Raw genomic sequence first — 11,257 nt, forward strand, 5'->3', positions numbered from 1 at the left:
GGCAGTTCCTAAGCCGGTTGAGTTGTCGGCCGAAGCGGGCTGAGTTGCTGAAAAGCTGCTCACGATCCCGCGAAATCCGTGCTCACGATCGTCTGAAATCTCTGCTCACGATCCCCTGAAATCCGTGCTCACGATCCCGCGAAACATGCACGTGCTTGAGCTTCTCGGTTTTCGAGGTCACGGGGGCCCGGCGGGAGCTCAAGAAGGGCGTGATTGACCATGACGAGCTTGTCTCATCGGCTTCTCCGTCACCCTCCTGCCTCCTCACCCGGCCGCTCACAAAACGAGGAGCTTGTCGAGGGCCATGCCAAGCAGGCCTAGTGGCAGCCCTCGTGCATCTCGGCACAGAGCCCGGCGAATGGCGGCGACGCCGCCATGCTGGAGCGCGAACAACGCTGCGATCACGGCGCCGCGCCCGGCGACGTCCGCGGCACGCCTCGGGAGTACGTAGATTTGCCATACTTTTGACCTCCGTTTAAGGTCCGGTCAAAGAAGCGACCGGAGTTACCCGGAGGTAATAGACGGTCTATCGGTCGGTCTGCCCCGCTCGGCGACCACTTTTTTGCGCGCGTCTAATTGCATCGGAGACGGCCGTCCGTCCTAGTCCATACTTCCTGCCTATCTTTTGCTTCAGGGCGGTATCACTAAGCTTTCCGCCCCTCTGGGCTTCAAACTGGCGAGCGATTTCCAAATCGCGGCCGCGTTTGCTTTGCGCCTTCTTGAGGCCTCCCTGCCTTGCGCCTTCGATCGATTGATTGCGAGCAACAATGGATGGTTCGTTGTCGACCACCGTCCAAGCGTGATAGTTCGCCGCAAGCGCGGTGAGTTCGTACACTGCTTGATAGGCTAGAAGCTTCGCGCGCTCGCGATCGTTTTCACCGACAAGCCTTTCAAGGACTCGTTTCGCACTGAGGGCATTTTCCAGCATCTCGGACGCGAGTAAGACTCGATCGAGTTGGCCTGAATCCCTCATTGCTGGGTTCAGTCGCCAATTTTCCTGTGCTCCCTCCGAGCGCGCGATCTCTTCAAAAGCGGCGAGATTTCTTCTGCACATTTCGAGCCAGTTCGGGCCGAATGCGATGACCTCCTCACCCTGGCTTCCGGCGGTCAAAGTGAACGACATAAGCGGGTTTTGTGCAGCATCTTGGAAGTCCTTCCTCCCCTCCTCGGTCATGAGGTTGAAGGTTGGGCCCGGCTCTGTCCGGCTCGTCATCAGACCCCTCGGGCTCGACCGCTTCTTGAACATTATGCTGCCTCCTGATCAGCCCGAGCATGAATCCGCTTCGTGACGTTACCCCTTGCTTCAATTTTAGAGAACCCGGGATGAGTTTAAGATCGGATCGCCGAGACGCGGAAGGCGGCTCGGGGCGCCTGCGCCTAGCTGCGGTGCCTGACTGTGGATACCAACAGCTTCCAAAGTCCTCCATCGGCGCCGAGAACAAGATCGCGACACCTGTTGTAATCAGCCTGCCCCAGCTCCGTGGTGTGGGCTGCGGGATTTCTGTAATTGATCGTCAGGGTGTTGAGAAAACCCGCGAGCCCGCCCTCGTCCAGCACCCAATGTGAGCCAGACCAGTTCGAGACCATCTTCAAGAAGCCCTGTAAAAGGACACTCTGCTGCCGACGCTGTTTGCTATTCGTCAATGTCCTTAGGAGATGGACGATCGCTCCCAACTCTGGCGGACGTCGTGTCGGCTCAGCACAGAACGCGGCCACTCGTCCGTAGTCTTTGTCGGCTCGGTCGGCCGCGAGATCGGCTCCGGCAAGCTGTCCTGCCAGTGGCCGCAGTAGAAGCCGGACACACTCCAGTTCTACTGACTTACAGAGCCCGATGACGGCTGGCGACCATTCCAGCTCGGGCTGAACCGCTAGATGCCTCGACACATGCTCCGAGGTTGAAATGAACCGTATGGCCTCCGGCGAAAGCAGCTCGGCTCGCTTCTCAGACGCCCTGAGCAGACGCTCCGCCTGGGCAATATCGTCTTTGCTGACGAGGCCCAGCAGCACGGCCGCAAGAGCATCAGCGCGCTCATCATCTGGGGCCGTGCCTGCCTTAACCTCATAGATCGACAGGAGCCTCCCGTAGCAGCCATTGCAAAGGTGCCTGGACCAGTCATCACCGTAGATCGTTATGAGTTTAGATTTCTTTGACTGACCACATCGGAAGCAGCTGAATGCAGCGCTTTGAACAAGCCTGCACTGTTGCAGTGGGCCCCGTGGAGGATAGGACTTCTCAATTTCAAAGGGGACTGGCGGTGTTCCACGGCCGTTTCACAGATCTGTGCCGGTTCGAGACCGGCCGCCCCCACCATTTTACGGATTGTTGGTAATCTCGATTTCTTGGTTGATTACCGCGCTTTCCACAAACGTCCCGAGCATCTGTGCGGTCGAGTTGTAGATCGACGGCTCGTCGCCCGGTCCCCGAAAGGTGAGCACGAATGCTACCTCCTGCGGGCCGACATCGCCGTTGGTTTGCCAGCCGAATTGGTAGAGATCGCGCGCGAAGACGCGCGCGTACAGGCGGAGTTGGTTGCCGGAAAAGGCCAAGCCACCGCCTTTGGCGAAATCGCGGCAATGCCTCCGGATCGGCTGCCACTTCTTCAGATTCTCGCGCGCATCGTTCTCGGGAAGCGTTGACTCCATCATCGACCCTAGTAGGGACTTCCACTCACTTGGTTTCGTCGGATGTTGGTACGAGAGCGACGTTTCAAGGCGCGTAGCAAAGTAGTTGGTTTCGGCAAAGGGCGACACAACGGGTTTGAGCACGGCCGTGAGGCTCGCCGGGGATGTCCCGGGTTCTGTTGAATTTCTGAAGAGGTCGGCGTTGCCCACCTTGAGCCGGTAGGCTCGGGGTGCTGATTCCACAAAGGAGAGCAACGCCATGACGAGAGATATCACACCGGCTGGTTGGCCGGCGACCGGGGCTGTGGAGAAATCATTTGCGGAAGTGCGAGCGAGCTTCGATCGGTTCTGCCTTGCGGCAGGAATCGAGGCGCTCGGCACGATGATGGAGGCGGATGTGACAGCGGCCTGCGGGCCGCGCCACGGTCGTGATGCGGCGCGGCGGGCGCACCGTTGGGGCCGAACGCGGGGGCGGATCGGTTTCCACGGCGGCAAGATCGAGGTCGATCGCCCGCGGGTCCGGGGCATGGACGGCCGCGAGGTCACGATCCCGAGCTGGGAAACGGCGGCGCAGGAGGACTGGCTCGGTCGCTGGGCGATGAACCTGATGCTGATCAATGTGTCGACGCGCCGGTTCGGCCGCGCCGTCCGGCTGCCCGAGGGTGACGTGCCGGCACCGCCCGGATCGGGGATTTCGAAGTCGGCGGCCTCGCGGAGGTTCGTGGCTCTGTCGGCGGCGCGGCTGGCCGACTTCATGGCTGCCGATCTGTCCGCGCTCGACCTTCTGGTGGTCCAAATCGACGGGCTGCATCTCGACGACGATCTCGTGCTGGTGGCCGCGATCGGGGTTGACGGCGAAGGCAACAAGCATCCGCTGGCGCTGGTGGAAGGGGCGACCGAGAATGCAGCAACGGTTCAGGCCCTGCTGGACAACCTGGTCTCGCGCGGGCTCGACCCGACGGTGCCAAGACTGTTCATCGCCGACGGCGCGAAGGCGTTGTCGAAGGCGATCCGCCGCACCTTCGGTTCGGCCGCTGCGATCCAGCGCTGCCAGATCCACAAGGCGCGCAACATCATGGAACGCCTGCCGAAAGAGCATCATGCGGCCACCCGCCGGGTGCTGCGCCAGGCCTGGGAGCTCGATGACGCCGACAAGGCTGAAAAATTGATCCGCAATCTCGCGCGTCGACTCGACCAGCAATGGCCCGGCGTTGCGGCCAGTATCCTCGAAGGCCTCGACGAAATCCTGACTGTCGTCCGGTTGAAGTTGCCGAAGGAGCTTCGCCGATCGCTCGCCTGTACCAATATCGCCGAGAACATGATGGGCACCATTCGCCGCGTCACGCGCAACGTTAAACGCTGGCGGGATGCCGGTATGGCCTTGCGATGGGTCGCGGCCGGTATGATCGAGGCCAACAAGGGCTTCCGACGATTGAAGGCGCATAAGCAATTGTCGGTTCTGCGTGCGGCCCTTCAAGCTCACCACGATCGCATGACAATCAAGTCCGTTGCCCACGTCACGAGGGCTGCGTAATATTCATTCCGGCAACGTCGACCCGACGTAGTTCAACAGCGATCGGGACATCCCCACCTCGCCCGGCCGAGCAGTTTGCCGTTATGGATCATCTCTGGAGGAATCGGGATACCAGTCCAGTAGTAGGCCGTTCCTGGCTGCAGCTGAGCCGTCCAGGTTAGCGCCACGGTGCCCGGCGCACATGTCCACGGCATAGTTCCCTGGTACGGCGTTCCCCACCCGAGTTGCGGGTGGTGCTCATCGAGTTCGCTCGCGCTGACCAAGAGCGCCTTCACGAGATCGGGCGTCGGGTTACGGAGGTTAGCGAACGTATGCGCCGCCAACGACGACACCAGCGTCGTCGGATAACTGCTGCCGGTGTCGGTAACACCGCCGATCATCTGAAGCTCAGAAAACCAGGATACGTCTGGTTTGAGCATGCCGTCGGGACCTGGCCCTCCAAGGCAATTAGGACAAGGCCCAGCCGGCCCACCGCTTGCATTCGCTTGACGGCCGCCCACCACGATGGCGGCCTCACAGTCAGCCGGCGGCTCCGGCCGTGTCGTGCCTGACGGAGACACATTGCCGACCGATACGACCGGTAGAACGCCGAAGTGGCGGCTTAGGGTGGCGAGTTCGTGGCCAAGCAAGCTCACCGCGTCTGGGCTAGCACCAGGTTGGTTGGCAGAAATATTCCAGACCTTTGTATCTGGGTGGGTCCGCATAACGTCGGCAAGGTGGTCGATGAGGTCTAGCCCGCCCTATTCGTGAGAGCGCGGTATTTTGGTCCGACTGGTGCATCCGCACACCTCCGCTGACGAGGCGCACAGGATTGCCTTCGGCTTTTCACCGCCTGACGACCGGTACTTTGCAACGCGCTTGAGGGATGGGTTGGGTGAACGCGGGCGGACGCCCCACCGGTCAAGGACCGAGCGGCAGCAGCGCGCCGGGCAAGCTGCGGATCAGGTCGGCTTCGGGACATGCCGCGGCGAACGCAAGGCGAATGCGGCTCTTGGTCTCGACAACCCGGGCGGCGATTTTCAAGAGCCGAAGACGCAGCGTCGCGAACTCGGCAGTGGCCAATTCCCGGACTTTGGGAATGGCGTCGCGCACGGTCAGCATCAGCCAATAAGCGGCGGTATGGAGAACGAGGCGGACTTGATTGGCGAGCGCCGAACGGCAACTGGTGCGATCGGAGGCGAGCTGCGTCTTATGCAGCTTGATCAGATTCTCGGCTTGGCCGCGCGCGCAATACAGGCTGTCGTAGATCCACTCGGCCGAGCCGACATCGAGGCTGGTGACGACGAAGCGGATGTCGAGGCCGAGCATCGTCGCCTCAATACGGGCGACGGTGCGTCGTTCGCGATCCCAGGACTTTGCCTTGTGGCGCGTCTCGGTATAGCCGCGCAGAACCGGCAGGTTCTCGATGGCGCGTCGCGTGCGGATGTCGTCGGCGACCGCGTCGACTTTTCTGGCGAGCGGCTTGGTGCCGGACAGACCGAAGATGTAGTCGATGCCGTTGGTCTCGCACCACGCCATTGCCTCCGGCCGGGCATAGTGCCCGTCGCCACGGAACGTAATTCGCGTGTTGTGCCACCGCGTCCGGATATGCCGTACCAGGCGGCGCAGATGGGCACGCACCTCGACGCCGCCCGGCGTCTTGCCGGGCCGCAGCACGACCGCCACGGGCCGGCTCTTCTCCGTGTCGTAGACGTGGATCGGCAGGAAGCAGCGTTCGTCATAATGAGCGTTGAACAGCGAGAGCTGCTGATGGCCGTGGACGACATCGCAGGTATCATCGATGTCGAGCGTGACGGATGCCGGCTCGCGCGGGTAGCTATCCATCCATGCGTCGACCAAAGTGTAGGTCAGTCGGATCACGTCGCGCAGGCGCGGAGCATTCTCCAGACGCGACAGCGTCGGTTGGGAACACAGATCGCGACCCGTGTCCGGCAGCCGTCCGCAGGCCAGCTTGAATGCCGGATCGGACCGCAGATGATCGAGGTCGTCGGCGTCCTCGTAGCCGCAGCAGATCGCGAACATGCGCGCGCGGAACATATCGACAAGGCTGTGCACGACCCGCGTCGGATCGCGCCGATCCGGGAACACCCGGGCCAAATTGTCGGCCAAGCCGAGACGCCGCTCGGCCATCGCCAGAAGCATCACGCCCCCGTTCGAGGTCAGCCGACCGCCATCGAAGGCAGCTGTGACTTTCTTGGCGTGAACGGCTGGAAACGAGAAGGGCAGAATCGTATCATCGGTCATGGCGGGCCTGGTGTTCGCGGCTGAAGGTGATGGGGTTGGCTTTGCAACCGAATCCTACGCCGCATCAGCGCTTTACACCACGCTCGCCAGCCTCTCAGGCGCCCTCTGACGAATAAGACGGGCTAGTTCGTCGATCCTGGCATTGGTGTTCCGCGCGGGAACAGCCTGAACGGTCCCGATACGGCAGTCGAGATCAGGTAAGACACGATTTGTGTTCCAAGCATGCCCTTGAATGACCAGCGAGCTGATGGCGCTACCGTGAACACGGTCCGCCTGTGCATCGGTGACGAACTTGCGCGCGCGCCACGCTTCCGCACCTGCATAACTCGGTGCGTGAAGGCCACCGTCGACCACACCCACAATCGGGGCGTCAGCCACGTTAACCGGCGTGGTGGGATGAGCACCTTCGCCGGGCGCAGCGACCCTGATAGGACGCACCGGATCGATCCGGTAGGATGCCCCCGAGGCTAGCAACTCGAAGAGGGCCTCGCGGGTCGCGATGCGCACGGTTCCACGGCCGACTCCGGGGATGTCCCGATCGCTGTTGAACTACGTCGGGTCGACGTTGCCGGAATGAATATTACGCAGCCCTCGTGACGTGGGCAACGGACTTGATTGTCATGCGATCGTGGTGAGCTTGAAGGGCCGCACGCAGAACCGACAATTGCTTATGCGCCTTCAATCGTCGGAAGCCCTTGTTGCGGATTCCGACGAAGCCGGCCATGCATTCCAATTCGAAGCCGGCCGGGTATTCCGATCTGAAGCCGGCCACCCGTGGCGTCGTTCGCATGGGTCAATTTCATGATGTCGTCGAGGGCTGGGAAGGTCAAGAGACCGGTTGATCTTGAGCGGGTTGCTTCTGCTTCCTGAGGCTCTCTCCTTTGAGTTCGATGCGGTAGGCATTGTGGACGAGGCGATCGAGAATCGCGTCGGCGATGGTGGGGTTGCCGATGATTTCGTACCAGCGATCGACGGGCAGCTGGCTGGTGACGATAATCGAGCGGGCTTCGTATCGATCCTCGACGATTTCGAGCAAATCACGGCGCTGGTCGGCGTCGAGAGGTTCTGGTCCCCAGTCGTCCAGGATCAGCAGATCAAGTCGTGCGATCGCCCGCAGCATCTTGGTATAGCGGCCATCGGCGCGGCCGAGTGCGAGAGCGGCGAAGAGACGCGGCACACGATGGTAGGCAACTGAGAAGTCGTCTCGGCAAGCCTTGTTGCCGAGGGCACAAGCGAGCCAGCTCTTGCCGACGCCGCACGGCCCGGTAACAAGGAGATTATGTCGTGCCCGGATCCAGTCGCCAGCGGCGAGTTTTAGAAAGAGCGTGCGGTCGAGGCCGCGGATAGCGCGGTAATCGACATCCTCGACGCAGGCGGCATGACGCAGCTTGGCGGCTCGAGCTCTGCTTTCGAACCGCTTTTGCTGGCGCAGCGTTTTCTCGTGTTCCAGGAGCAACGCCAGCCATTCGGCGTGTTCGAGGCTGCGCGCTTCGGACTGGGCATCGAGGTCCTTGAAGCCTTTGGCCATACCGTGGAGACCAAGGCTATGCAGCAGGTCGAGGGTGGGATGGGTGAGCATGCTGGATAATCCTTTCAATGGAAGTAACCGGGGCCGCGCAGATTGGGATGTTCGATGATCGCGTCCTCGGTATCGCGAGAACTGCGTTCGAGCTTGTTGGCGATGATGGAGGCGATGCTCTTGTAGGTCAGTGCGCTGACCGCGACCGCGCGGGCCGCGATCAGCTCGGCGCGTTCGGGATCAATATCCTTGAACAGCCGAAGCACGCCGAGACAGGTCCGGAATCCCTGTTCGGGATGAGGCCGATTGGCCAGGATGGCGAGAACGAGCCCCTCGGTGTTGGGCCCGATCGACCGCCCCCAGCGCCGGAATCGATCGGGAGTCCACTCGGCGTAACGCCGATGCGCACTGGGCATGTGATCGGGATCAGTGCCGTGCCGGCGGCCGCCATAACGGCGCTGGTGAGCAGCAACACGCAAACCCCGATGGAACAACTCGATGGTCCGGGTGGTGGCGCGAACGTCGACCTGCTCCCGGATCAGGCCGTGTGGAACTGAGTAGAAGAAGCCGTCGACCTCGACGTGATAATCGAGCGAGACGCGGGCCAGGAGCCATTCCGCGAACTGATAGTCGGCATCCGGCAACGGCGCCAGGACAGGCATCTCGACGGTCTCGAACAATTGTCGGCGGCTGACGCCGATCCGGCGCATGACGTGGGCGTTGATGCGCTCCAGCGCGGCGGCGATTGCCGCATTCGCCTCAGCCAGCGAGAAGAAGGTCTGCCGGCGAAGCCGCCCGAGGATATAGGTCTGGGCAAAACGCACTCCGGCTTCCACTTTTGCCTTATCCCGGGGCTTTCTTGGCCGTGCCGGAAGGATGCCAACGCCGTAATGGGACGCCATCATCCCGTAGCTGCGATTGATTTCGGGGTCGTAGAACGACGCCCGGTGCACGCCGGACTTCAGATTGTCAGGGACGACGAGGCGTGGCACCCCGCCAAAGAACCGGAACATTCGGACATGAGCCTCGATCCAGTCCGGAAGTGTCTGCGTCCAGGTCGCCTCGGCGTAGGTGTAATTCGAGGCGCCAAGCACGGCGACGAAGATCTCCGCGTCGCGCACAACCCCGGTTGCGCGATCAACGATCATGATCTTCTTGCCGGAGTAATCGACAAAGACCTTGTCGCCGGCCGGATGGTCCTGCCGCATCGTCGGAGACAGCCGCCGCTCGAATTCCCGGAATAAATCGCAGAACCGGCTGTAGCCATAACCTTCCGGATGGACCGCCCGGTACTCCTCCCACAGCACCATCAGATTGACGCCAGGCCGCTTCAGCTCACAGGCCAGCGAGGCCCAATCCGGCTCCCGGCGCCGGCGGAAGCCGCGCCTGACGCCGGCATGGGCAAACAGACGTTGTTCAAGAACGGCGTCGGTCAGATCGCCCGCCAAAGGCCACGCCAGCCCGGCAGTCGAGGCACGCTTGAGATTGTCCTGGATCGTGCTGCGCGCCACCCCGAGCGTGCGCCCGATCTCCCGGGCGCTCACCCCATCACGGGCAAGCCGCAGCATCTGTCGTATCTGTCGCATGGTCAGTTCTCTCTTGGCCGGCATCCGCTTCCCCTCGTGGATCAACGAGGGACTTGATGCCTGAAGGACTGACCCAAACGAAAACGCCGACTTCCAAAACCCGGCCGGCTTCAAATCGGAATGCCGGCCGGTTTCATTTCGGAATCGTGGCCGGCTTCAAATCGGAACGATGGCCGGCTTCAAGTCGGAATACCCGGCCGGAATAAATCGGAATCCGCACCCTTGTTGGCCTCGATCATACCGGCCGCGACCCATCGCAAGGCCATACCGGCATCCCGCCAGCGTTTAACGTTGCGCGTGACGCGGCGAATGGTGCCCATCATGTTCTCGGCGATATTGGTACAGGCGAGCGATCGGCGAAGCTCCTTCGGCAACTTCAACCGGACGACAGTCAGGATTTCGTCGAGGCCTTCGAGGATACTGGCCGCAACGCCGGGCCATTGCTGGTCGAGTCGACGCGCGAGATTGCGGATCAATTTTTCAGCCTTGTCGGCGTCATCGAGCTCCCAGGCCTGGCGCAGCACCCGGCGGGTGGCCGCATGATGCTCTTTCGGCAGGCGTTCCATGATGTTGCGCGCCTTGTGGATCTGGCAGCGCTGGATCGCAGCGGCCGAACCGAAGGTGCGGCGGATCGCCTTCGACAACGCCTTCGCGCCGTCGGCGATGAACAGTCTTGGCACCGTCGGGTCGAGCCCGCGCGAGACCAGGTTGTCCAGCAGGGCCTGAACCGTTGCTGCATTCTCGGTCGCCCCTTCCACCAGCGCCAGCGGATGCTTGTTGCCTTCGCCGTCAACCCCGATCGCGGCCACCAGCACGAGATCGTCGTCGAGATGCAGCCCGTCGATTTGGACCACCAGAAGGTCGAGCGCGGACAGATCGGCAGCCATGAAGTCGGCCAGCCGCGCCGCCGACAGAGCCACGAACCTCCGCGAGGCCGCCGACTTCGAAATCCCCGATCCGGGCGGTGCCGGCACGTCACCCTCGGGCAGCCGGACGGCGCGGCCGAACCGGCGCGTCGACACATTGATCAGCATCAGGTTCATCGCCCAGCGACCGAGCCAGTCCTCCTGCGCCGCCGTTTCCCAGCTCGGGATCGTGACCTCGCGGCCGTCCATGCCCCGGACCCGCGGGCGATCGACCTCGATCTTGCCGCCGTGGAAACCGATCCGCCCCCGCGTTCGGCCCCAACGGTGCGCCCGCCGCGCCGCATCACGACCGTGGCGCGGCCCGCAGGCCGCTGTCACATCCGCCTCCATCATCGTGCCGAGCGCCTCGATTCCTGCCGCAAGGCAGAACCGATCGAAGCTCGCTCGCACTTCCGCAAATGATTTCTCCACAGCCCCGGTCGCCGGCCAACCAGCCGGTGTGATATCTCTCGTCATGGCGTTGCTCTCCTTTGTGGAATCAGCACCCCGAGCCTACCGGCTCAAGGTGGGCAACGCCGACCTCTTCAGAAATTCAACAGAACCCGGGACATCCCCCTCAGCCTCGCCGCCTCCCATAGCTTCTCCCGGCGCAACGACAAAATCGCAAAGCCCCGCATTCAGTGTAACCTGGCAGGAATCCACTTAATTTCCGCGGGGCACTGTCCAAACAACCGGGGCCAGCTCTTTGTGCCGCTGCCCGAGTGGCCGCCCTCGAATTGGACAGCATAGCGGATGTCGACGCCGCTCAGTTCCCTGGCTATTCGAGGGCTATGCCTTCCACGCGCGCCGGTGCTGTGGGCCCCGCAATCCACGTATTTGGTCCAAC

General features: G+C 62.3%; 10 protein-coding genes and 1 pseudogene. 1 reads left to right on the forward strand and 10 read right to left on the reverse strand.

The genetic code is table 11. The features are described 5' to 3' along the window. Nucleotides 1-526: 526 nt before the first annotated feature. From HAP41_RS48870 to HAP41_RS48880, 3 genes are all read right to left on the reverse strand, one after another. On the reverse strand, nucleotides 527-1,246 hold the full coding sequence (locus tag HAP41_RS48870) for a hypothetical protein (RefSeq protein ID WP_166106912.1): 720 nt from the start codon (nucleotides 1,244-1,246) through the stop codon (nucleotides 527-529). A gap of 131 nt (nucleotides 1,247-1,377) precedes the next feature. Then, nucleotides 1,378-2,007: a hypothetical protein gene (locus tag HAP41_RS48875; RefSeq protein ID WP_224581163.1), complete on the reverse strand. Its 630-nt coding sequence runs from the start codon at nucleotides 2,005-2,007 to the stop codon at nucleotides 1,378-1,380. A gap of 306 nt (nucleotides 2,008-2,313) precedes the next feature. Further along, on the reverse strand, nucleotides 2,314-2,883 hold the full coding sequence (locus tag HAP41_RS48880) for a hypothetical protein (protein WP_175618591.1): 570 nt from the start codon (nucleotides 2,881-2,883) through the stop codon (nucleotides 2,314-2,316). On the opposite strand from HAP41_RS48880, the gene HAP41_RS48885 reads away from it, so the two are divergent. Beyond that, nucleotides 2,882-4,156, forward strand: a complete 1,275-nt coding sequence (locus HAP41_RS48885; RefSeq protein WP_166064748.1) for an IS256 family transposase — start codon at nucleotides 2,882-2,884, stop codon at nucleotides 4,154-4,156. The two genes, HAP41_RS48880 and HAP41_RS48885, sit on opposite strands and share 2 nt — an antisense overlap. A gap of 32 nt (nucleotides 4,157-4,188) precedes the next feature. Here the strand turns inward: HAP41_RS48885 and HAP41_RS50580 are convergent, their stop codons facing one another. The 7 genes and pseudogenes from HAP41_RS50580 to HAP41_RS48920 form a co-directional block, all read right to left on the reverse strand. Beyond that, nucleotides 4,189-4,860, reverse strand: a complete 672-nt coding sequence (locus tag HAP41_RS50580; protein WP_166106914.1) for a S8 family serine peptidase — start codon at nucleotides 4,858-4,860, stop codon at nucleotides 4,189-4,191. A 196-nt stretch (nucleotides 4,861-5,056) separates the two neighbouring features. After that, on the reverse strand, nucleotides 5,057-6,400 hold the full coding sequence (locus HAP41_RS48895; protein ID WP_166053720.1) for an IS1380 family transposase: 1,344 nt from the start codon (nucleotides 6,398-6,400) through the stop codon (nucleotides 5,057-5,059). A 72-nt stretch (nucleotides 6,401-6,472) separates the two neighbouring features. Next, on the reverse strand, nucleotides 6,473-6,907 hold the full coding sequence (locus HAP41_RS48900) for a S8/S53 family peptidase (protein WP_176400502.1): 435 nt from the start codon (nucleotides 6,905-6,907) through the stop codon (nucleotides 6,473-6,475). A gap of 73 nt (nucleotides 6,908-6,980) precedes the next feature. Further along, nucleotides 6,981-7,172 (reverse strand): hypothetical protein, encoded by a 192-nt coding sequence (locus tag HAP41_RS48905; RefSeq protein WP_166106848.1) that lies wholly within the window; start codon nucleotides 7,170-7,172, stop codon nucleotides 6,981-6,983. Nucleotides 7,173-7,226: 54 nt separating this feature from the next. Continuing rightward, nucleotides 7,227-7,979 carry an IS21-like element helper ATPase IstB gene (gene istB, locus HAP41_RS48910; RefSeq protein ID WP_166057122.1) on the reverse strand — a complete coding sequence of 251 codons (753 nt, stop codon included), beginning with the start codon at nucleotides 7,977-7,979 and terminating at the stop codon, nucleotides 7,227-7,229. A gap of 14 nt (nucleotides 7,980-7,993) precedes the next feature. Beyond that, nucleotides 7,994-9,505, reverse strand: coding sequence for an IS21 family transposase (istA, locus tag HAP41_RS48915; protein WP_166105319.1), 1,512 nt, complete (start codon nucleotides 9,503-9,505; stop codon nucleotides 7,994-7,996). 218 nt (nucleotides 9,506-9,723) lie between these two features. Then, a pseudogene (locus HAP41_RS48920) lies at nucleotides 9,724-10,887 on the reverse strand (IS256 family transposase); the annotation flags it as partial. Between the last annotated feature and the right edge of the window lie 370 nt (nucleotides 10,888-11,257).

The sequence above is a fragment of the Bradyrhizobium barranii subsp. apii genome (assembly GCF_011516635.5).
In the GTDB taxonomy this organism is placed as follows: Bacteria; Pseudomonadota; Alphaproteobacteria; order Rhizobiales; family Xanthobacteraceae; genus Bradyrhizobium; species Bradyrhizobium barranii.